Here is a 22101-nt window from a genome sequence, read left to right on the forward strand (position 1 = left end):
GGAATACGTCCTTAGTTCTTATTACTGGTTGAGCAGCTCGGTCATCTCGGCCGCGGCATCCTTTGCCGCCGTCTCGACGTCCTTCTGCCCGCTGAGGATCGACTGCATCATGGCGTTCGTCGTCTTCTTCGCCTGGACGGCGCCGAAGTTCGGCGTCACCGGCACGGACGCGCCGCCTTCGACCATCTGCTGCGCGAACGGTGCGACCAGCGGGTCGGTCGAGGCGAGGGCCTCCTCCATGGCGGACTGGACGCCCGGGAAGTACCCGGTCTCGTCGGCCCACTGCTCGGCGAAGGCGCCCGTGGTCATGAGCTCGACGAGCTGCCAGGCGAGGTCGGCGTTCTCGGTCGTGTTGAAGACCGACAGGTGCGAGCCGCCGAGGACCGAGGGCGCGATGCCGCCGTCCTGGCCCGGGATGACCGCGGCGCCGAGCTTGCCCTCGAGGTCGGGGTTGGCCTCGATGATGGCGTTCGGCGTCCACGAGCCCGAGAGCATCATGGCGACGTTTCCGGCGACGAACGCGTCACGCAGATCCGTCTCCTTCCACGTGGTGGCACCGGCGGACGAGAAACCGTGCTTCGTGGCGAGGTCCGTGTAGAACTGGATGCCCTCCTGCGACTCGGCGCTGTCCAGCTCGCTGGTCCACGTGTCGCCGTCGAGTGTGGCGATCTCGCCCTCTGCACCCCAGACCCAGGGGTAGACCTGGAACTCGGCGTCACCGGGAACGGGGAACGGCATGATCTCGGGGTGCGCGGCCTTGATCGCCTCGCCGGCCGTGACGATGTCGTCCCACGTCTTCGGGGCCTCGAGACCGAGCTCCTCGAAGATGTCGGCGCGGTAGATGATCGAGCGGACACCGGCGTACCAGGGCATGCCGTACAGCTTGTCGTCGTAGGTGCCGGCGACCTCGAGTCCCTCGACCAGGTCGTCGCGCAGGCCGTCCTCGGCGTCGACGTACTCGTCGAGTTCGAGCAGCGCACCGGCGTCGGCGAACTCGGCCGTCCAGGTGGTGCCGGTCTCGGCGATGTCGGGGGTGGTGCCACCGGCGATCGACGTCACGAATCGGTCGTGCGCGTCGGCCCACTGGACCTCTTCGAACTCGACCTCGGCACCGGTCTGCTCCGTGAACTCCGCGGCGACCTCGTCGAGGAATGCGGTGGAGTCGGGGTTCGTGCCCTGCATGATCCAGACGGTGAGGGTCTTGCCCTCGCCGTCGGCGCCGCCACCGCCGTTGCCGTCGCCGTCGCCGGAGCAGGCTGCCAGGCCCAGCGTCGCTGTGACACCGAGCGCCACGAGGGGAAGAATGCGCTTCTTCATCGGGTGAATCTCCTCATTGAAAACGTCCTCGCCACGCCGGGATGCATGTCGATCAGGAAAAAGTATTCACGACTAACAAACTCCCTGCAACTTCTCGCCGCGATCGTCACAGAGCCGTAACAGGGGTGACCGCTTGCACAACGGGCGAGGAGATCGCCTGGCATCGGCTGCAGCTCGATCGCTGAGGCGACACGGCGATGCCGCAGAATAGGGGACATGGGTCGGTCGCGTGCACGGGATGTGGAGCATCCGACGGCGCGCCTCGACCACGGCGGAATTGCGACGATCGAGCCGAGCGAGTTCACCACGGGGTTCGAGCTCATCGTCGACGGGACGCCGCAGTCGCACGTCGATCTGGACGACCCGACGCACCTCCACTTCGAGTACATCGTGCGCATGGGCGCGGTGATCGATCAGTTGCCCGGTGCCGCACTGACCGCGGTCCATCTCGGCGCTGGGGCGCTGACCATCCCCCGCTACGTCGAAGCCACGCGGCCGGGTTCGCGGCAGCAGGTCATCGAGCTCGAGGCGCCCCTGGCAGCGCTCGTCCGGGAGCACCTCCCGCTGCCGAAGGGCGCCGCCATCCGCATCCGCATCGGCGATGCCCGCGAGGGCGCGAAGCGTCTGCCGTCCGCCCTGGCGGGAGCATGCGACCTGGTCGTCTCGGACGTCTACTCCGGCGCGCAGACCCCGGCGCACCTGACCAGCGTCGAGTTCTACCACGAGCTCTCCGCGCTGCTGGCACCCACCGGCGTGCTTCTCGTGAACGTCGCGGACGGGCCAGGGCTCGCGTTCGCACGGCGGCAGGTCGCCACCATCGCGGCGGTCCTGCCCGAGGTGGCGGTGCTCGCCGACACGCAGGTGCTCAAGGGACGTCGGTTCGGCAATCTGGTGATCGCGGCATCCGCTTCGGCACTGCCGACCGAATGGCTGCCGCGGATGCTGGCGGCCGGTCCGCATCCGGCCAAGATCGCGCAGGGTGCGGAGGTGTCCGCGTTCGTGCAGGGCGCTCGGATCGTGACGGATGCCGACGCGACCGCCTCTCCGAAGCCGGACGCGTCGATCTTCCTGCGCTGATCCCGTTGCGATCCGGCTCCGATCTGCGCATCAGGGGCGTGCCGCCCCACCGGCAGCGCGACCTCCGGGCAGACTGGATCACGGCGCTGCGGAAGGGAGATCACATGAGTTACATCCGGGGTTATGACTCCGACACCCTTCGGGAACTGGTCGACGAGACCGAGTGCGCACGCCGACTCGCCGAGATCGAATCGCAGCGGAGTCTGCCGGCGATGCTCGAGCGGGTCTGGCTGCTGAAGGTGCTGGATCGGCTGGACGAATCGCTCGCGCTGGCGGACGAGGCCGTGCGTCAGGCGCGGATGGCCGGCACGCGCAAGGACGTGCTACGAGCACGGGTGCTGCACGCGACCGTCCTGCAGTACCGCGGAGCGCACGCCGCCGCCGACCAGGAGCTGGCGACCTGCGCCGACGAGGCCGAAGGCCAGCGCTGGGCATCGATCGCCGCGTTCGCTCACCAGCACCGGGGCAAGAACGCCCTCGACGCCGGCGACTTCGAACAGGCCAAGGAGAGCTTCAAGCGCTCGCTGTTCCTGCGCCGCGAGACCGGTGCCGAGGATCGCGATCTGGAGACCGTGCTGCTCGCCATCGAGACCGTCGAGCGACGTCGCGTGGAGTCTCCGGTCGCCATCTGATGCACCTGGGCGGTGCCGATGTCGGCGGCGTGATCTAGCCTGATCGTATGGCGGAATTGGACCGTGTGCGGATCTGGGGCGAGGCGCTGATCCGGATGCATCTGGACGACACGTGGACGTTCGGATTCGACAATGCCAAGCGCCGCGCGGGGCAGTGCGACTACCGCACCAAGCGCATCTCGGTATCGCGCTATCTCGCAGCGCGCTTCGACGACGATGAGGTCCACCAGGTGCTGCTGCACGAGGTCGCGCACGCCCTCGCCGGCCACCAGGCCGGGCACGGCGCGGGATGGCAGCGGGTGGCGCGGGACCTGGGCTACGTCGGCGGCACGACGCATCACGGCGAGACGGCCACCGAGCTCGCGCCATGGGTGGGGCGCTGCCCGGCCGGGCACGTGACGTACCGGCACCGCTGCCCGTCGCGCGCCACCAGCTGCGCGAAATGCTCGCGCAGCTACGATCCGCGGTTCCAGTTCGAGTGGACGCGCCGCGAGATCACGGCCGCGACGAAGCTCGCCGCGCAGACGCCGCGCTGACCCGGTTCAGCCGAACGCGACGAAGCGTCCGTCGCGCAGCAGCGGGACGACATCGACGGCGTCCAGTTCAGCGGCAGCGGCCGTCGTCGCCGGCACGATGCCGGATGCCTCCATGCGCGCCGTCGAGGCGACGCCGTCCACGAGCTCGCGCCCTGAGCCGGATGCCGACAGCAGGTGGCGCACCGCGCGACGAAGGCCGCGCGCCGATTCTGCGGCGACGGCCGCCTCGGGAGAAGTGTGGTCGATGCCGAGATCCCCGAGCGCTGCGATGATGGCTCCGGCGCCGAGCTGATCCTCGATCGCGAAGCGCAGGCCGCCGTCCGGCGTCAGCTCCCCGGCCGCGATCACGTCGACCGAGGTCCGCTGCTGACGCCGATCCTGGATCGCCATGACCGCGCGCGCGACCGCCGACGCATTGCGCAGGCCGCCGACGAGCACCGTCTCGGCATCCGATGCGGCTGTGACGACGGCGGCGCCGTTGGACGACCATTCCACGGCGTCGGCGAGCTCGACCTCGGCCCCGGACGCCACGACATCCGGGAGCGTCGACGAGAAGCGCAGCACGTCGACGACGACGACGATGTCCGCCGCGGCCAAGCGCTCCAGCCCCGGGATTCCCCAGTCGAAACGGACCTGATACGCGGACTGATCGAACGGCTGCGGCATCCCTCCAGCTTATTCATGCCGCGAGACCTGCTTTGCGAGGCGAGACCGACCTGGGCAGGCCACGTGTCACCCCGCAACGCAAGTCTCGCGGACGGGGGGCGCGCGTCAGTCGACGGCCAGAGCCTCCACCGGGGCGACGCGGGTCGCCAGCCGTGTGGGGGTCGCAGCCGCCACGAGCGTGAGTACGGCGGTGGCGACGACGATCACGACGAGCGGGATCCACGGCACGGCCGGGGCGACGAGACCGGCGGTTCCGAAGTCCGGCGGCATCCGCACCGAGGCGAGCAGCGACTGCGCGGCGATCCATCCGTACAGCACGCCGAGGACAAGACCGGTGATGGTCGCCGTGATCGTGATGTGCGCGGCCTCGAGCAGGATCATCCGGCGCACCTGCCGGTTCGACAGACCGATCGCCCGCAGCAGCCCCAGCTCGCGCCGTCGCTGCACCACGCCGATCGTCAGCAGGTTCACCAGCCCGACGGCGGCGATCACCGCCGAGATTCCGACCAGCACCATCATGACGGCGGCGAAGCTGTCCATGATGATCGAGAACTGCGCATCCAGAGCGCCACCTGCGGCCTTGATCAGCAGGGCCTTCACGGATTCCAGCGCCACCGCGAACATGGTGACGAGGGTCACGCCCATCACGACGCCGATCGACATCCGGCTGGAGCGCTCCGGATAGCGCAGCGCATTCTCGGCGGCGAGCCGCGCCGTCGCCGAGGTGCCGAACAGCCGGCCCACCAGACGCAGCACGGGCGGCATGAACAGCACGGCGCCGAGCGAGAGCCCGGTGAAGGACAGCAACCCGCCGAAGAATGCGATGACGACGCCGAGCGGCGTGACCAGGCCCACCAGGACGCCGAACACGAGCAACGCGACGCCGACGATCAGCAGGAGCAGGGCGCCGACGTGCCGGGCTGGTCGCGCCGCGGCATCCTCGTGGGTCCGCTCGACGGATCCGCCGATCGCCTGCAGCGGCGTCACGGACAGCACCCGCCGGGATCCGGCCCAGGCCGCAGCCCACGTGGTGAGCGCGACGCCGACGGCCGGAACGACGATCGCGTACTGGGCGAGCGAGAACTCCGGCAGCGCACCGAGCAGCCGGTCGGCCAGGACGAGCCCGAGCACGGACACCAGCATCCCGGCCACCACACCGGAGACGGCGCCGATAAGGCCGACCACCAGCCCCTGTCGTGCCACTTCGCCGCGCTGCGACCGCGCCGTGGCTCCGATCAGACGCAGGAGCGCGATCCGGCGCGTGCGCCCGGCGATGATCGTCGAGAAGGTGTTGGCGGTCACGATGGCCGCGACATAGAGTGCGACGCCGATCAGCAGAACCGTGAGGATCGCGACGACCACGGCGAGCGTGCCGCTGTCGCCGATGTACGGGTCCGCCTTCAGCATCACTCCGATGTAGGCAGTGGCCTCGACGAGCACGACTCCGAACGCCGAGGCGAGTCCCGCGACGAGGACGCTCGCGCCCATGCCGCGGTCGCGCAGCCAGGCGAGCCGTGGCCCTGTCCGCGCAGTGTCGGCGATCGCGACGGCGGCGCTCATGCCGCCACCTCGGCGGCGAGCATGTACGCCGCGATCTGCTCGGCGCTCTGCCGCGGGTGGTCGGCGACGATGCGTCCGTCGCCGAGGTACAGCACGCGATCGGCGTGGCTGGCCGCGATCGCGTCGTGGGTCACCATCGCGATCGACTGCCCGTGCTCGCGGCTCGCCTCGGAGAGCAGCTGCAGCACCTCTCGTCCGGTGTTCGAGTCGAGGTTGCCCGTCGGCTCGTCGGCGAAGACGAGGTCAGGCGCCGTGGCGAGCGCGCGGGCGATCGCCACGCGCTGCTGCTGACCGCCGGACAGCTCGTGCGGCCGGTGCCGCAGCCGCGAGCCCAGTCCGAGCGTCTGGATCAGTCCGTCGATGCGCGCCCGCTCGATCGCACTCGGGCGCCGCCCGTCGAGTTCGAACGGCAGCATGATGTTGCCGATCGCGTCGAGGGTCGGCACGAGGTTGAACGCCTGGAAGATGAAGCCGACGCGACGACGGCGCAGGATCGTCAGCTCGAGGTCGCCGAGGCCGGTGATCTCGGTGTCGCCGATCCACGCACGCCCCTCGGTGGGGGCGTCGAGGCCGGCCATGATGTGCATCAGAGTGGACTTGCCCGAGCCGGAGGGTCCCATGATGGCGGTGAACTGCCCGCGGCGGATGCCGACACTCACATTGTCGAGCGCGTGGACCGCGGCATCCCCGGATCCGTAGGACTTCTTCAGATGCTGGACGCGGGCGGCGAGCCCCAGGTCGGTGGTCGTGATCTCCATGCCTTCGACGCTATTTCCGAGGGCATACCCGGCACATCGCCCGCCAGGCTCATCCGCCTACATCTCAAGGATGATCTGGCTCACGTCAGCCCGTGCTCGAACGCGAACACGACCAGCTGCACGCGGTCGCGCAGGCCCAGCTTGGTGAGGATGCGGCTGATGTGCGTCTTCACGGTCGCCTCGCTGAGGAACTCGCGCGCCGCGATCTCGGCGTTCGAGAGACCGCGCGCCGCCAGGGCGAAGATCTCCCTCTCGCGGTCGGTGAGCTCGCCGTAGGTCGCTGGGACGGGCTTGGTCTCCGCGGCGAAGTGCGCGAACAGGTCGCGCGTGGCGGATGCCGCGATCACACTGGATCCGGCGTGCACGGTCCGGATCGCGGCGAGCAGGAACTCCGGATCGGCGTCCTTCAGCAGGAATCCGCTCGCCCCCTGGCGGATCGCGCGCGCAGCGGCCTCGTCGAGGTCGAACGTGGTGAGCATGACGACCTTGGGCGGGTCCGGCTGGGCGAGCAGCTCACCCGTGGCGGTGAGACCGTCCATCACCGGCATCCGGATGTCCATGAGGACGACATCGGGGCGGGTCGCGGCGATGACGGCGAGCGCCTCGCGGCCGTCGCCGGCTTCGCCTGCCACCTCGAGGTCCGGCTGCGAGTCGACGAGCATGCGGATCCCGGCCCGGAACAGCGACTGATCGTCGACCAGCACGACGCGGATCATGCGTCCCCTCCCCCGGCGGTCGATCCGCCCATCCCATCCTGCCCGGCGGAGGCGGCTGCGATCGGCAAGCGCGCCCGGACGATGAACTGTCCACCCTCGCGTTCGGCGCGCAGGACGCCTCCGACGAGCTGCGCGCGCTCGCGCATGCCGATGATCCCGTGCCCGCCACCCGGCCCTGGCACGGTCGACTCGTCGACGAGGTTCGCGACCGTGATGTCGACGAAATCAGGATGCCAGGCGAGATGAACCTCGACCGACTGCCGGTCTCCGTGGCGCAGGGCGTTGGTCAGCGCTTCCTGGAGGATCCGGTACACCGCGAGCTGCAGCCCGCCGGGCACCTCCCCCGGCGGCATCGGATCGACGGTCACGCGCGGCTCGATGCCCGCCTGGCGCACCTGGGCGAACAGGGTCTCCAGGTCGGCGAGCGTGGGCTGCGGGCCATCGCCCTGCCGGTGGCGCAGCTGGGTGAGCAGCATCCGGACATCCGACAGCGCCCCGCGTGCCGTCTGCGCGATCGTGGTCAGCGCGGCGGGTGCGGCATCCGGGTCGACCGCCGAGGCGTACCGTGCGCCGTCCGCCTGCGCGATCACGACGGCGAGGGAATGCGCCACGACGTCATGCATGTCACGGGCGATGCGCACGCGCTCCTGTTCTTCCGCCGTGGCGGCCTCTGCCCGCACCTGCGCCGCACGGATGCGGCGCGAGCGCAGCACCATGCGCCAGCCGAAGCCGGCGACCCAGGCGAACCCCAGCGCCATGACGGAGAGCAGGATGAGCAGGATCGCGGCGGCGAACGTGATCCCGAAACCGCCGATCGACGCGCTGTTGAAGACCGAGATGTACAGACCGGCCACCACGGCGCCGGCGCCGGCGGAGATGAGACCGGCCCACATCACCCGGCGCGACCCCCACGCGGCCGTCGCGTACAGGACCATGAGGATGGCGATGTTGAACGGCAGAGGCGAGAGCCCTGCTCCCATCTGCACGATCGCGCCGGCCCAGGCCACGGCGAGCGCGATGCCCGGCGCGAGGCGTCCGATCGCCACGGCGCCGCACTGGATCGCTCCGGCGAGCACCATCGCGGCGATTCCTGCGGCCTCGGAGACGCCGATGAAGCTCAGGGTTCCTGGCCCGTAGAACGCCAGTGACATCGGCGTCAGAGTCACGAACAGCAGCACGGCCCCGAGGATGTCGAGGACGAGCGCAGTGCGGGACAGTGGACGGATCACCCTCTCACGCTACGCGAGGGCGCCCGCTGCGGCATCCGTCTGCGGATGTATCAGGCGCGAGCGATGATCTCGCCGTGCGGCACGAGATACCAGCCGTCCTCGGCATCCGCCCACTGCCGCCAGCCGGTGCTCATGCGCTTGAGATCGGCGCGGGTGGCGAGGCCGGTGTCGACGGCCTGGCGCGCGAGCGCGGATTCCAGAATGCGGTCCGCCCACATGCCGCCCCACCAGGCGCGCTCCTCTTCCGTCGCGTAGCACCACGTCGAGACGGTTGCCGTGACGTCCTCGAATCCGGCGGCTCTCGCCCACGACAGCAGTCGGCGGCCGGCATCCGGTTCGCCGCCGTTCGCACGAGCGGCCGCGTGGTACAGCGCCAGCCACTCGTCGAGCGCCGGGATCACCGGGAACCAGATGAAGCCGGCGTAGTCGGCGTCACGTGCGGCGACGACGCCGCCCGGCTTGGCCACCCGGCGCATCTCGCGCAGCGCCTGCACGGGGTCGGCGACGTGCTGCAGCACCTGGTGCGCGTGCACGATGTCGAACGCATCGTCCGCGAAGCTCAGGGCATGAGCGTCTTCGACGGCGAAGTCGAGGTTGGTCAGGCCGCGGTCGGCGGCCGCGCGCTGCGCCAGCGCCAGCTCCGCCTCACCGATCTCCGTCGCCGTGACGTGTGCGACCTGCTCGGCGAACTCCACCGTGATCGTCCCTGGGCCTGCGCCCACGTCGAGCAGCGTCGATTCCGGCGTCAGGAACGGCCGGAGGTACTCGGCCGAGTTCGCGATCGTCCGGTTGTTGTGGGAGCGCAGCACCGATTCGTGATGCCCGTGGGTGTAGGTCGCCATCGCCCCAGTGTGGCACCGCTCAATGCAGCTGGGCGGCCAAGCGACCGATCGCGTCGCGGTCGGGCTTACCGCTCGGCAGTGTCGCGAGCTCGTCGACCAGCACGAGCCGCGAAGGGCGGGCGTGCTTGCCGATCTCGCTCGCGACGACGTCGCGCGCGTGCTCGAGCTGCTCGGCTTCGCTGCGGCGCAGCGCCTCGCCCCGGACCGCGACGATGACGGATGCCTCGCCCCACCGCTCGTCCTCGACTCCGACCACGACCGCGGAGGTCAGCCCCGGGACACGGCGCACGATGGCCTCGACACGATCCAGCGACACGTTGATGCCGCCGGAGACGATGACGTTGTCCGCTCGGCCGCGCACACGGACGACGCCGTCCTCGACGATGCCCAGATCCCCTGTCCGGTACCACCGGATGCCGCGGTCATCGCGTACGAAGGCACGGCTCGTGAGCACGGGGTCGTCGAGATATCCGTCGGCGAGCATAGGTCCGGCGATGCGCAGCTCCCCGTCGATCACGTCGACGTTCACGGTGTCCAGCGGGATGCCGTCGTACACGCACCCGCCGCTGGTCTCGGTCGAGCCGTAGGTGCGCACCAGGTGCGCCCCGGCATCCGCCGCCCGTTCGCGCAGCGCCTGCGGCAGCGCCTGGCCGCCGACGAGGATCGCCCGGTACACCCGCAGCGCCGCCCGCACGCCCGGCTCGTCGATCGCGTCGAGGAGGCTCGCGACCTGCGCCGGCACGAGCGAGGTGTACAGCGCGTCGACCGATCCGGTCCGCAGATTCGTCAGTGTCGTGTCGGCGAACGCGGTCGGCGAGAACGTGCCGGAGAGCACCACCGGCTCCGTACCAGCGAGGATCGAGCGCACCAGGACCTGGAGCCCCGCGACGTAGCCGCCCGGCAGTGCGAGCAGCCAGCGCCCCTCGCCGATGCGTGCGGCCGTCGCCTCGGCACCGGCGCGCAGCGCCTCCCCGCTGAGCGCGACGCGCTTGGGGATGCCGGTGGACCCCGACGTCCCGATCACGACCGCGGTGCCGTCCGGCACCGCATCCGGCTGCTCCCCCAGCATCCCGAGCCCGAGCGCCGGCCCGCCGTCGAGTGCGTGCCGGAGTTGATCGGCGAGGACGACGGGATCCTCGGCGGACGTGGCTACCAGGCTCGTCATGGCGATCAGAAGTGGTACGGGAACGCCGACCAGTCGGGTTCGCGCTTCTCGAGGAACGAGTCCCTGCCCTCGACGGCCTCGTCGGTGCCGTACGCGAGTCGTGTCGCCTCGCCGGCGAACACCTGCTGCCCGACGAGGCCGTCGTCGACGGCGTTGAACGCGAACTTCAGCATCCGGATGGCGGTCGGCGACTTGGTGAGCACGGTGCGGGCCATCGTCAGCGCCTCGCGCTCGAGCTCCGCATGCGGGACGACGCGGTTCACGGCGCCCATCTCGTAGGCGCGCTGCGCGGAGTACTCCTCGGCGAGGAAGAACACCTCTCGGGCGATCTTCTGCCCGGTCTGGCGGGCCATGTACGCCGAACCGTAGCCGGCGTCGAAGGAGCCGACATCCGCGTCCGTCTGCTTGAACCTCCCGTGCTCGGCGGAGGCGATGGTCAGGTCGCACACGACGTGCAGCGAGTGCCCGCCGCCGGCCGCCCACCCTGGCACGACGGCGATGACGACCTTCGGCATGAAACGGATGAGCCGTTGGACCTCGAGGATGTGCAGGCGTCCGGCGCGGGCAGGGTCGGCGACGACGGCCTCGTCGTCGGAGTACTTGTACCCGTCGCGCCCGCGGATGCGCTGGTCGCCGCCGGAGCAGAACGCCCAGCCGCCGTCCTTCGGGCTCGGCCCGTTGCCGGTGAGCAGCACGGCGCCGATCCGAGGATCCTGACGGGCGGTGTCGAGTGCACGGTAGAGCTCGTCGACGGTGTGCGGGCGGAACGCGTTGCGCACCTCGGGCCGGTTGAAGGCGATGCGGGAGACGCCGCCGTCCACGGACACGTGCGCGGTGATGTCGGTGTACGCCTCGGCCCCAGGCGCGAGCGTCCACTCGGAGGGATCGAACAGGTCGGAGACGAATGCGTTGTCCACGGCGTCCAGCCTATTCCCCGGCAGCGCACTTCCCCGAGGAGCGCGCTGCTCCCCGGGGAAGTGCGACGGGTCAGACCAGCTCGGTCCGTCCGGCGCGCCTGGCCTTGCGCCAGCCGTCGATGATGTCCCACACGACACCGGCGCCGACGCCGAATCCGAGCAGCACGGCGAGGATGCGGAAGATCCCGCCGTTGTCGGCTGCTCCGGCGTCGCCGGCTGCGAAGCCGTCGCCTCCGGCATCTGCGACGAACGCCAGGAACTCCGGATTCACGAGTTCGCCGCGCAGCAGCAGAACCAGCACCCATGCGGCGAATGCCAGTGCGAGGACGGTGTTCAGCACCGCCATCGTGGTCGTCCAGCGGCGAAGGCGGAACAGCACGATGGCGAACACCGCCTCCAGCACGATGAGCGCGAACAGCGCGCTGATCCACCACGGCCACAGCTGCGGGTCGAGGATCGGGATCGGCTCGCCGCCGGTCGGGAAGAATCCGCGGAGGCTGTCCCACACCACGGCGACGGCCGCGATGCCCAGGAACACGAGCGACGCGATCAGCTCGCTGCGTCCTGCCCCGTCCTCCTGGACCTCGGGCAGCTGGTCGACGTCCCACTTCATGCCGGTGTCCGCACCGGTGCGCTCGAGCACGACGAAGACGAGCGTGGTCCAGAAGCTCAGATGCACGATGACCTGCAGCCCGACCGAGACGGCCTGGCCGATCGTCTCACCGACGCCGGCACCGGACAGCAGCAGCCCCAGTGTGATGCCGCCGACGGCACAGATCGGCACGATCCACAGCAGCAGCTTCAGCAGACGCCACCAGGTCAGGTAGTACTTCGGCCCGATCAGATGCAGCGGACGGTCGGCGTATCCCGCGGCGAGGACGTCCGGATCGCCGAGCCCGGTCAGGACAGCGCGTTCGGCTTCGGCCGGCGCCTCGCCCTGCTCGACACGCGCTTCGACGGCGTCGGCGATGGAGGCCTCGAGCTCGGCGCGGACGTCGTCCTGCGTCTCGGGCTTGAGGCTGCGGATCGTGGCCGAGATGTAGCGCTCGGCCAGTGTGGCAGTGGTCATGTCAATGCTCCTCTTCGGTGAGCGAGGTGATCGCCGCGGTGAGCGATCGCCATTCCTGGGTCAAGGTGTCGGCGAGACGGATGCCGGCGTCCGAGGTCCGGTAGAACTTGCGCGGCCTCGCCTCTTCGGTGTTCCACTCGCTGGTGAGGTATCCCTGCTTCTCCAGCCGCCGCAGCAACGGATACAGGGTGTTGGCATCGGTGGTGAAGCCGTGCCCGTCGAGCTGCTCGAGCAGGCTGTAGCCGTACCCGGCGCTGCGCAGCAGCTGCAGGCAGGCGAGCACGATCGTGCCGCGTCGCAGCTCCTGCAGGTGTGTGTCGAACGTCTCGTCCATGTCGATCACATTACTGTGCGACACACACCATTGTCAATCACACATCAGTGTTGTGGGCCGAGAGTTAGGTTGGGAGCATGCCAGGACCGCTGACGATCGCTCGCGTCGACCCGCTCGACGACTCCGCCTACGACGCCTGGTGGGAGGCGTACGCTTCGGCCCGCCGTGTCGACATGGGCGAGGACGCCGTGATCTGGTCTCGGGACGAGAGCAGGGCCGAACTGCAGCAGCCCTCGGCGACCACAGAGCGGCGGGCGTTCGTCGCGATGCAGGACGGCGCCGTCGTCGGCTCCGCGTCGATCGGCCTGTCGCTCAAGGACAACCTGCACGCCGCGGGCATCGGCGTGAACGTGCCTCCGGAGCATCGCCGGCGCGGTGTGGGATCGGCACTGCTGGCGCATATCGAAGCCGAAGCGGCGGCCGCCGGGCGCACGACCCTGCGGGCGGACATCTTCTGGCCGGCATCCGCTCCGGATGACGGCTCCGGCGAGCCGGGCCGCGAGTTCGCCCGTCGCCACGGATTCACGGTCGCGCTCGGCGATCTGCAGGGGCGCCTCGACCTGCCGGTTGCGGATGCCGTGATCGAGGAGCTCCTCGCCGAGGCACCGGCCTCGGGGTACACGATCCGGAGCTGGCGCGGTCCCGTTCCCGATGAGCTCGTCGCGGAGTGGGCGGCCCTGGATGCGGTGCTCGACACCGAGGCGCCCACCGGTGACCTGGACATCGAGGCGGCATCGGCGGACGTCGCCGACTTCCGCGCCGACGAGGAACTGGTCGCCCGGCAGGGGCGCACCTCGTACGGGACGGCCGCGCTCACGGCGTCCGGCAGCGTCGCTGCCTACACGCAGATCGTCGTGTCGCGCGATGACGGCAACGCGTACCAGTGGGGCACGCTCGTCCGCCGCGAAGACCGCGGCCGACGGCTCGGCCTGCGCGTCAAGCTCGAGAACCTGCGGATGCTGCAGGAGCACTCCCCCGGCACCACCCGCATCTACACGTTCAACGCGGACTCGAACGAGCACATGCTCGCCGTCAACACCCGCCTCGGCTTCCGCACGACTGCCCGCATGGCCGAGCTGCAGAAGCGGCTGCGGGGAGCAGAATAGGGCCATGATCCCGCCACTTGCCGACATCCTCTCCACCGCCAGGGTGGTCGCGCTCCCGATGACGACCCGCTTCCGCGGCGTCGACGTCCGCGAGGCGCTGCTGCTGGAGGGTCCGCAGGGCTGGGCCGAGTTCTCGCCCTTCGTGGAGTATTCGGATGCCGAGGCATCCACGTGGCTCGCGGCAGCGCTCGATTTCGCGTGGCTCGAGCAGCCGGCGCCGCGGCGCGCGACGATCGGCGTGAACGCGACGGTGCCGGCGGTGGCCGCTGCGGACGTCGCCTCGATCCTGGCGCGATTCCCCGGCTGCCGCACCGCGAAGGTCAAGGTCGCCGAGGCCGGAGGGCTGCTCGCGGACGACGTCGCGCGGGTTCGCGCGGTGCGCGAGGTGTTGGGCCCGGAAGGCCGGATCCGCATCGACGCGAACGGCGCCTGGAACGTCGACGAGGCCGAGCACGCGATCCACGCCCTGGCCGAGTTCGATCTCGAATACGCCGAGCAGCCGTGCACGAGCGTGGATGAACTCGCCGAGCTGCGCACGCGCGTGAAGTACATGGGCATCCCGATCGCCGCCGACGAGAGCGTGCGCAAGGCATCGGACCCGCTCGCGGTCGCCAGGGCGGGTGCCGCGGATCTTCTCGTGATCAAGGCCCAGCCGCTGGGCGGCATCCGGCGGGCTCTCGACATCGTGGCCGAGGCTGGACTGCCCGCCGTCGTCTCGAGCGCTCTGGACACCGCGGTCGGGCTGTCGCAGGGGGCGATGCTCGCGGCCTCTCTCCCCGACCTGGAGTTCGACTGCGGACTCGGCACCGGAGCGCTGTTCGTCGAGGACGTCGCGGATCTGGTCCCCCTGGGGGGCTCGATCCCGGTCGGTCGCGTGACCCCCGAGCCTGCGCGCCTCGATCACCTCGCCGCGTCCGACGAGCGCCGCGACGGGTGGATCGCGCGTCTGACCCGCTGCCACGCGCTGCTCGCGGCATCCGTCTGAGCGCGCCGTCCTACTCCGTCGGCGCGATGATGAGGTCGACCAGCTGACCGAGCGCCTCGGCTCCGACGTGGTGCAGCCTCTCGCCGTCCAGGCCTTCGAGGGCGGCGCGCGCCATGCACCCCTCCCACTGCACCATCAGCATCCGCGCGGCCGAGGGGACGTCGATGCGCAGGGCGAAGAGTCCGGTGTCGATGAGCCCCTGGATGATGCCCTCGATGCTCGCCACCATGACGCGGTCCTGCTCGACGTAGGCCCTGGCGAACGTCTCGTCGCGCAGCGCGCGGATGCGGATCTCGCTCATCATGAGCACGCCGAGCCGGTCGTCGAGTCCGGAGTCCATGATCCGCTGGACCAGAGCGGTCGGATCGGCATCGCCGGCGAGGACGCCTGACGCGACGAACTCGTCGATCCGCCCGCGGACGGACGCGAGCCGCTGCTCGGCGACCGATGAGGCCAGCGCGAGGAACAGCTGGTCCTTGGACTCGAAGTTCGAATAGAAGGCGCCCCGCGTGAAGCCGGCGCGTTCGCAGATGGCCTCGACGCTGGCGCCCTCGAGGCCGACCTCCGCGAAGACCTGCGCCGCGGCATCCAGCAGGCGCGCCCTGGTGTTCTCGCGGCGTCTCGTCACCGGAATCGTCATCGAAGCCTCCACAGTCCCACTCTCACACCCTGCCCACAGTTTCGCACGCCCGACCCACCGTAGGATACAGAGTTGTATCGGATACACTCGTGTATCTAACCCGCGCCGGCCCTCGGAGGATCCTCGTGTCCACACTCCTGTCGTCCCTCGGACGCTGGTCGTTCCGCCACCCGTGGCGGGTGCTCGTCTCCTGGCTGCTGGTGCTCGGCATCGCCGGCGGTGGCGCCCTGGTCCTGGGCGCCGGCACGGACAACACGTTCTCGATCCCCGGCACCGAATCCCAGGCCGGCCTCGAGCAGCTCTCCCGCTCGTTCCCCCAGGTCAGCGGGACGAACGCGCAGTTCATCGTGGTGGCAGCGGACGGCGACAGCATCACGGATGACGCGTATCACGACGACATCGAGGATGCCGTCGGCGACCTCGAGGATCTCGACGGCGTCCTCGCCGTGACCTCCCCCTACGACGAGATGGTCGAAGGGATGATCAACGACGACGAAACAGCCGCGATCGTCCAGCTGCAGTTCGACGGGCAGTCCACCGACGTGTCGCAGGAGACCAAGGACGAACTCGCGGCCGTCGTGGACGATCTGTCGTCCACGCTGCCCGACGGCGCCGAGACGGCGCTCGGGGGCGACCTGTTCGCGACGTCGATCCCCGGCGTCACGATCACCGAGGCGATCGGTCTGCTCATCGCGCTGATCGTCCTGGTGGTCACGTTCCGCTCGTTCGCTCTCGCCGGGCTGCCGCTCGCGACGGCGATCCTGGGCGTCGGGATCTCGATGGCCGGCATCTTCGCCGCCACGGCTTTCGCGCCGGTGTCTTCGACCACCCCGCTGCTCGCCCTCATGCTCGGCCTCGCCGTCGGCATCGACTACGCGCTGTTCATCATGGCGAGGCACCAGGACCAGGTCCGCGAGGGCGTCGATCCGGAGGAATCGGCTGCCCGCGCCGTCGGCACGGCGGGGTCGGCCGTCGTGTTCGCCGGTATCACGGTGCTCATCGCACTGATCGGTCTCGGCTTCGCCGGCATCCCGTTCCTGACGACCATGGGCATCGCGGCAGCCGTCGCGGTCGCGATCGCGGTCGTGATCGCGGTGACCCTCACGCCCGCTCTGCTCGGGTTCATGAAGGGCCGTGTGATCGGGTGGAAGCGCAAGCCGCGCCCGGTGAAGGAATCCGCCGGACCGCATCGGTCGTTCAGCCAGCGCTGGGTCGGCGGCATCACGAAGCGGCCGATCCTCACCTCGCTCGCGGTCATCGTCGGACTCGGCGTCATCGCCATTCCGGCCCTCAGCCTGAATCTCGCGCTTCCCAACGCCGGCGTGCTGCCGAAGGACTCCGAGGCACGGCAGAGCTACGACCTCGTCGCGGAGGAATTCGGCCCCGGCTTCAACGGCCCCCTCATCCTCACCGGCACGATCGTCACGTCGACGGATCCGTTGGCGCTCATGGAGGACCTGGGCGATGCCGTGGCGGACATCGACGGCGTCAAGGAGGTCGCCCTCGCGACCCCGAACGAGACCGCCGACACCGGCATCGTGCAGGTGATCCCCGAGACGGCTCCGGATGATCCGGCCACGAGCGAGCTCGTCCGAGAGCTGCGCTCGCACCACGACGAGTGGCTGGACGAGTTCGGCATCGATGTGAAGGTCACCGGCTTCACCGCCGTGGCGATCGACATCTCCGACCAGCTCGGCGCCGCCCTGCTGCCGTTCGGGATCTTCGTGATCGGGCTGTCGCTGATCCTGCTGACCATCGTGTTCCGCTCGCTGTGGGTGCCGATCACCGCGGCGCTCGGCTATCTGCTGTCGATCATCGCGGCCTTCGGCGTCGTGGGTGCGGTGTTCGAGTGGGGCTGGTTCGCCGATGCGCTGCATGTGGCGAAGGTCGGTCCGATCATCAGCTTCATGCCGATCGTGCTGATGGGCGTGCTGTTCGGTCTCGCCATGGACTACCAGGTCTTCCTGGTGTCGCGCATGCGCGAGGACTTCGTGCACGACCCGGTGTCGAAGAGCAAGGACCGCGCGGAACGGCGTGAGGCGGCGATCCGCGCGGTCAGGACCGGATTCAGCGGTTCGGCGAAGGTGGTCACGGCCGCAGGGCTCATCATGTTCGCCGTCTTCGTCGCGTTCGTCCCCGAAGGCGATTCGTCGCTCAAGCCGATCGCGCTCGGCCTTGCGGCCGGCATCGCGATCGATGCATTCCTCGTGCGCATGACGCTGATCCCCGCGCTGATGGCCATCCTCGGTCAGCGCGCCTGGGAGCTGCCCCGCTGGTTGGAGCGGATCCTCCCCAGCGTCGACATCGAGGGCGAGGCCGTCGAGCGCGAACGGCACCTCGCGTCGTGGCCCGGCGACGACTCGGTCGTCGCGGCGGACGATCTCGTGCTCAGCGCCGACGCGCCGATTCTGGAAGGCGTCACCCTGCGCCTCGCCCCGGGCACCGCGCTGGTCGCCACGGCTCCGGATGCCAGGGTGCGACGAGCGCTGGCTCTGGCCGTCGCCGGCCGGATCGTCCCCGATGACGGCCGCCTCCGGGTCGCCGGGCACCTGCTGCCCGGCCGGGCGGCCTGGGTGCGCGCGCACGTCGGCTGCGTCCTCGTCGACGACGCGGACGCCGCGCTCGCCGATCTGCGCGAAGCACTGCGCGGTCGATCGGAACTCGTCGTGATCGATGGCCTCGACCTGCTCGGCGGCGCGCAGCGCGATCAGGCCGAGGCGATGCTCAGGGATGCCGCGGCATCCCGTCCGCTGGCCGTGTTCGCCACGGCATCCGATGCGTACGTCGCCCGCGCGATCCTGGCGGATGCCGGATGGCCGGATGCCGACGTGACCGACACCCGTTTCCCCCACCGCACCGAGACCACCGAGGTGACCGCATGACCCTCTCCATCGAACGGACCCGCTCGCGCAGGTCGGTCACCTGGCTGACGGTACTGGGTGTGCTGCTGCTGCCCGCGATCATCGGCGGCCTGCTCGTGGCGGCGCTGCAGAACCCGACCGAGCGCCTCGACACGATGACCGCGGCGATCGTCAACCTCGACGAGCCGGTCACGATCGACGACCAGTACACGCCGCTCGGCCGTCAGCTCTCCTCCGGTCTCGTCGAGGGCTCGGATGAGCTCGATTCGAACCTGACCTGGGTGATCTCGAACGAGGACGACGCGGCAGAGGGCCTCGAGGACGGCACCTACCAGGCCGTCATCACCATCCCGGAGAACTTCTCGGCGGCGGCGACGTCATCCGGCCAGGCCATCGCCGACGGCGGTGGCGAGGCCGAGCAGGCGCTGATCACCGTCACGACGCCGGACGACGGCCGCGTGGCGGACGATCTCATCACGTCGCAGATCGCGACGGCCGCGACCGCAACGATGGGCACCATGCTCAGCGAGGCGACGATGGAGAACGTGCTGGTCGGATTCACGACCCTCGGCGAGCAGCTCGGCGAGGCAGCGGATGGCGCGACGCAGCTGGCCGACGGTGCTGGACAGGCCGCCGAGGGTGCGACCGCACTCCCCGAAGGCGCGACGCAGCTCGCCGACGGCGTGACGCAGCTCGGCGATGGCGCATCCCAGCTCGGTGACGGCGCATCCGAGATCTCGAACGGTGCGACGCAGCTCGCCGACGGTGCGACGCAGCTGTCAGGCGGCGCGAACTCGCTCGGTTCCGGCCTGGACACGATCGCCGTCAAGACCCGCGAAGCAGGCGCTGGCGCGACCACCCTGGGACAGGGTCTTCTCGCCGGGGCCGCTGCGATGACCGACCCCGCCGGAGAGATGAGTCAACTCGTCGGTGCCGCCGGAACCGTCGCTTCGGAGTCCGCGGCCGCCGCCGAGTCGACCGTCGTGACGGCGACGCAGGTGGGCGAGCTCGCAGGGACCCTCGGCGCTCTGGCTGCGCAGTGCGATCCGGCAGTGTCCGGCGAACTCTGCGCCCAGCTCGCCACGGCTGCTGCGGATGCCGGGACGGCCGCCGCTTCGGCCGGCGAGGCCGCGACGGCCGCCGGCACGGCGTCCGGCTATGCCGCCCCGCTCGCCGAGGGCATCGGCGCGCTGCCGCAGACCCTGTCGGCTCAGTTCACCGAAGCCGGAGGCGCCGCGATCGCGCTGGGCGACGGGCTGGGTCAGCTCGCCGGAGGCGTCGACCAGTCCGCGGCCGGTGCGCGCGAGCTCGCGAACGGCGCGACCGGACTCTCGACCGGCGCATCGGGCCTCGGCGAGGGCGCAGGCCAGCTCGCGGCCGGTGCCGACGAGCTGAGCTCGGGTGCCGGACAGCTCGGCGACGGCGCGACGCAGCTCGCGGACGGCGCGACCGAACTCGTCGATGGACTCGGCGAACTCGCGACGGGCACCGACGAACTGGCCGGCGGTCTGGACACGGCCGTGGAGTCGATCCCCTCGTTCTCGGAGGACGAGTCGTCCGATCTGGCCTCCGTCATCGCCGACCCCGTCTCCTCGAACACCGGGACGTCGACGATCTTCGGGCCGACGGCCATTCCGCTGCTGACGGCGGTCGTGCTCTGGTTCGGCGGGCTCGCGACGTTCCTCGTGCTGCGACCGCACACGGCGCGCACGCTCACCTCACGACGGCCGTCGATCTCGCTCGCGCTTCGGGCGTTCGCACCGGCCGCGCTCATCGGCGCAGGGCAGGGCCTGCTCGTCTCGATCATCGTTCAGATCGTGGCGCAGTACGACGCCGCGAGCTGGTGGGTGTTCGCCGGCACCGCTGTGCTCACCGGTGTCTCGTTCGCCGCTGTGAATCAGGCGCTGGTGGCGGTGCTCGGCGGCGTCGGACGCTGGATCAGCGCGCTCGTCGGCGTGCTGGCCATCGCGACCGGACTCATCTCGACCGTGCCAGCGTGGCTCGCTTCGCTCGGGGCCGCACTGCCGACGCAGCCGGCGTACACCGGACTGATCGCCGGGAACGGTGCCGCTGTCGCCGCGCTGATCGTGTGGGGTGTGCTGGCGCTGGGGGCGACGACATTGGCGGTCGCGCTGCGACGGACGACGTCTGCGAAGGCGGTCCTCGCGACCTGATCAGGCCTTCGCGGCGAAGTTCCGCGCGGCCTCGAGCAGGATCCGGGCTCCGAAGCCGGTGGCGCCCGCGGTCCGCCATGAGTCGTCCTTCTCGGTCTGCATGGTCCCCGCGATGTCGAGGTGCGCCCATGGCGTTTCCCCGACGAAGTGCGCGAGGAACAGCGCCGCGGTCGTCGCCCCGGCGAACGGTCCGCCGAGGTTCGCGATGTCGGCGATGTCCGAATCGAGCTGCTTGCGGTACTTCTTCTCCAGCGGCAGCTGCCACACCGGCTCGTCGACCGCTGCCGAGGCCGCACGGACGAGGTCGACGGTCGACTGGTCGTTGCCGAAGACCGGCGCCGTTGCGCCTCCCAGAGACACCAGGGCCGCTCCGGTCAGGGTGGCGATGTCGATGATCGCGTCGACCCCGTCCTCGTTGGCGAGCACGAGAGCGTCGCTCATCACGAGCCTTCCCTCGGCGTCGGTGTTCTTGACCTCGATCGTGGTGCCGCCGCGCGCGGTGAGCACGTCGCCGAGCTTGTACGCGGTCCCTGACGGCATGTTGTCGGTGCACATCAGCCAGCCGGTCACCTTCGCTTCCACTCCGGCGTCCCGAAGCGCGGTGAAGGTGCCGAGCACCGCCGCGGCGCCGCCCATGTCCATCTTCATGAGCAGATGCATGGGGTCGCTCGGCTTGAGGCTGATCCCGCCCGAGTCGTACATGATGCCCTTGCCGACGAGACCGAGATGGCCTGATGCCTCACCGGTCGGTGCGTAACTGAGCTTGATCATGCGGGGTTCTTCCGTGGAGCCCTGGTTGACCCCGAGCAGCCCGCCGCACCCCAGGTCGATGAGCACCTGCTTGTCGAAGAGCTCGACGTCGAAGCCGAAGCGGCTCCCGAGCTCGACGGCGATGTCTCCCATGTCGGTCGCGGTCAGGTGCCCCGGAGGGGTGTTGGCCAGGTCGCGGGCGACGATCGCGGCGCGTGCGCCGACGACGCCCTGCTCGACGGCATCCGCCGCCTCGCCGACTCCGGGGACATCGACCGTGAGGGACTTCAGCGCCACATGCCTGCTCACGTTCGACAGCACCGTGTAGCGGTATCGGGCGAGCAGCGCACCCTCGACGAGCGCGCGAACGACCGCATCCGGCTCGACGGCGATCGGCCCGAAGAGCCGGATCGCGACCTTCTCGCTCCGCGCCGCCGCTCGTACGACGTTCGCCGCGGCGTCGCGCAGCACGTCGGAGGACAGCTCGTCGCGAGCACCGAGCCCGACCGCCACGAGGGCGGCCGCGCCGGCCTGCGGCATCACCAGAGTCGATCCCGCGTCCCCGGTGAAGCCGGCATCCGCCAGCTGTTCGCGGCTGAAGCCGACAGCATCCGGCACGTCGCCGTCGGTGTGGATGCCGATGCCGATCGCCTCGGCGTCCGACGGCGCACCGAGGTGCACGCTCGTCGCGTCGAGCGCGTCGAGACCCGGCACGGTGCGGAAGTCGGCGGGGATCAGCTTGTTCGGGCTCCGGGTCATGGCAGTGC

At 70.2% G+C, this 22101-nt stretch carries 20 protein-coding genes; 7 read left to right on the top strand and 13 right to left on the bottom strand.

Going from position 1 to position 22101, the window contains the following annotated elements:
- Window positions 1–21: 21 nt before the first annotated feature.
- Complete coding sequence (locus ACI7YT_RS14825) at window positions 22–1317, bottom strand: sugar ABC transporter substrate-binding protein (RefSeq protein ID WP_406246470.1); 1296 nt, start codon at window positions 1315–1317, stop codon at window positions 22–24.
- Window positions 1318–1533: 216 nt separating this feature from the next.
- Between ACI7YT_RS14825 and ACI7YT_RS14830 the strand changes: the two genes are divergently transcribed.
- From ACI7YT_RS14830 to ACI7YT_RS14840, 3 genes are all read left to right on the top strand, one after another.
- A complete protein-coding gene (locus ACI7YT_RS14830) occupies window positions 1534–2394 on the top strand; it encodes a spermidine synthase (protein ID WP_406246472.1) in 861 nt (286 codons plus the stop codon).
- Window positions 2395–2498: 104 nt separating this feature from the next.
- A complete protein-coding gene (locus ACI7YT_RS14835) occupies window positions 2499–3026 on the top strand; it encodes a hypothetical protein (RefSeq protein WP_406246474.1) in 528 nt (175 codons plus the stop codon).
- 47 nt (window positions 3027–3073) lie between these two features.
- Window positions 3074–3562, top strand: a complete 489-nt coding sequence (locus ACI7YT_RS14840) for a SprT-like domain-containing protein (protein ID WP_406246475.1) — start codon at window positions 3074–3076, stop codon at window positions 3560–3562.
- Window positions 3563–3568: 6 nt separating this feature from the next.
- On the opposite strand, the gene ACI7YT_RS14845 is transcribed toward ACI7YT_RS14840, so the two are convergent.
- From ACI7YT_RS14845 to ACI7YT_RS14890, 10 genes are all read right to left on the bottom strand, one after another.
- Window positions 3569–4228, bottom strand: coding sequence for a 2-phosphosulfolactate phosphatase (locus ACI7YT_RS14845; protein ID WP_406246477.1), 660 nt, complete (start codon window positions 4226–4228; stop codon window positions 3569–3571).
- 105 nt (window positions 4229–4333) lie between these two features.
- Window positions 4334–5788, bottom strand: coding sequence for an FtsX-like permease family protein (locus ACI7YT_RS14850; RefSeq protein WP_406246479.1), 1455 nt, complete (start codon window positions 5786–5788; stop codon window positions 4334–4336).
- Window positions 5785–6546, bottom strand: a complete 762-nt coding sequence (locus tag ACI7YT_RS14855; protein WP_406246480.1) for an ABC transporter ATP-binding protein — start codon at window positions 6544–6546, stop codon at window positions 5785–5787. Before ACI7YT_RS14855 ends, ACI7YT_RS14850 begins: the two co-directional genes overlap by 4 nt.
- A gap of 80 nt (window positions 6547–6626) precedes the next feature.
- Window positions 6627–7262 carry a response regulator gene (locus ACI7YT_RS14860; RefSeq protein ID WP_406246481.1) on the bottom strand — a complete coding sequence of 212 codons (636 nt, stop codon included), beginning with the start codon at window positions 7260–7262 and terminating at the stop codon, window positions 6627–6629.
- Complete coding sequence (locus tag ACI7YT_RS14865) at window positions 7259–8491, bottom strand: histidine kinase (protein ID WP_406246482.1); 1233 nt, start codon at window positions 8489–8491, stop codon at window positions 7259–7261. Before ACI7YT_RS14865 ends, ACI7YT_RS14860 begins: the two co-directional genes overlap by 4 nt.
- Window positions 8492–8541: 50 nt before the next feature.
- Window positions 8542–9333, bottom strand: coding sequence for a class I SAM-dependent methyltransferase (locus ACI7YT_RS14870; protein WP_406246483.1), 792 nt, complete (start codon window positions 9331–9333; stop codon window positions 8542–8544).
- A gap of 19 nt (window positions 9334–9352) precedes the next feature.
- Entirely contained in the window at window positions 9353–10498 is a 1146-nt protein-coding gene (locus ACI7YT_RS14875) for an AMP-binding protein (protein WP_406246485.1), read from the bottom strand.
- 5 nt (window positions 10499–10503) lie between these two features.
- Complete coding sequence (locus tag ACI7YT_RS14880) at window positions 10504–11415, bottom strand: 1,4-dihydroxy-2-naphthoyl-CoA synthase (RefSeq protein ID WP_406246487.1); 912 nt, start codon at window positions 11413–11415, stop codon at window positions 10504–10506.
- Between the two features lie 70 nt (window positions 11416–11485).
- Window positions 11486–12484, bottom strand: coding sequence for a permease prefix domain 1-containing protein (locus tag ACI7YT_RS14885; protein WP_406246488.1), 999 nt, complete (start codon window positions 12482–12484; stop codon window positions 11486–11488).
- Between the two features lies 1 nt (window position 12485).
- The gene (locus tag ACI7YT_RS14890; RefSeq protein ID WP_406246490.1) at window positions 12486–12818 is read right to left on the bottom strand and encodes a PadR family transcriptional regulator; all 333 of its coding nucleotides are present in this window, start codon (window positions 12816–12818) and stop codon (window positions 12486–12488) included.
- 77 nt (window positions 12819–12895) lie between these two features.
- Here ACI7YT_RS14890 and ACI7YT_RS14895 point away from each other — a divergent pair, with 77 nt between their 5' ends.
- Together ACI7YT_RS14895 and ACI7YT_RS14900 are read left to right on the top strand one after the other, a co-directional pair.
- Window positions 12896–13924, top strand: a complete 1029-nt coding sequence (locus ACI7YT_RS14895) for a GNAT family N-acetyltransferase (RefSeq protein ID WP_406246492.1) — start codon at window positions 12896–12898, stop codon at window positions 13922–13924.
- Window positions 13925–13928: 4 nt separating this feature from the next.
- Complete coding sequence (locus tag ACI7YT_RS14900; protein ID WP_406246494.1) at window positions 13929–14909, top strand: o-succinylbenzoate synthase; 981 nt, start codon at window positions 13929–13931, stop codon at window positions 14907–14909.
- A gap of 10 nt (window positions 14910–14919) precedes the next feature.
- Here the strand turns inward: ACI7YT_RS14900 and ACI7YT_RS14905 are convergent, their stop codons facing one another.
- The gene (locus ACI7YT_RS14905) at window positions 14920–15549 is read right to left on the bottom strand and encodes a TetR/AcrR family transcriptional regulator (RefSeq protein WP_406246496.1); all 630 of its coding nucleotides are present in this window, start codon (window positions 15547–15549) and stop codon (window positions 14920–14922) included.
- Between the two features lie 125 nt (window positions 15550–15674).
- Between ACI7YT_RS14905 and ACI7YT_RS14910 the strand changes: the two genes are divergently transcribed.
- Together ACI7YT_RS14910 and ACI7YT_RS14915 are read left to right on the top strand one after the other, a co-directional pair.
- Entirely contained in the window at window positions 15675–18431 is a 2757-nt protein-coding gene (locus tag ACI7YT_RS14910) for an efflux RND transporter permease subunit (RefSeq protein WP_406246498.1), read from the top strand.
- Window positions 18428–20584, top strand: coding sequence for a YhgE/Pip domain-containing protein (locus ACI7YT_RS14915; protein ID WP_406246500.1), 2157 nt, complete (start codon window positions 18428–18430; stop codon window positions 20582–20584). Before ACI7YT_RS14910 ends, ACI7YT_RS14915 begins: the two co-directional genes overlap by 4 nt.
- Here the strand turns inward: ACI7YT_RS14915 and ACI7YT_RS14920 are convergent, their stop codons facing one another.
- Window positions 20585–22093 carry a leucyl aminopeptidase gene (locus tag ACI7YT_RS14920; RefSeq protein WP_406246501.1) on the bottom strand — a complete coding sequence of 503 codons (1509 nt, stop codon included), beginning with the start codon at window positions 22091–22093 and terminating at the stop codon, window positions 20585–20587. It abuts the gene before it with no gap.
- Between the last annotated feature and the right edge of the window lie 8 nt (window positions 22094–22101).

The sequence above is a fragment of the Microbacterium sp. M genome, from assembly GCF_045181065.1.
GTDB lineage: Bacteria > Actinomycetota > Actinomycetes > Actinomycetales > Microbacteriaceae > Microbacterium.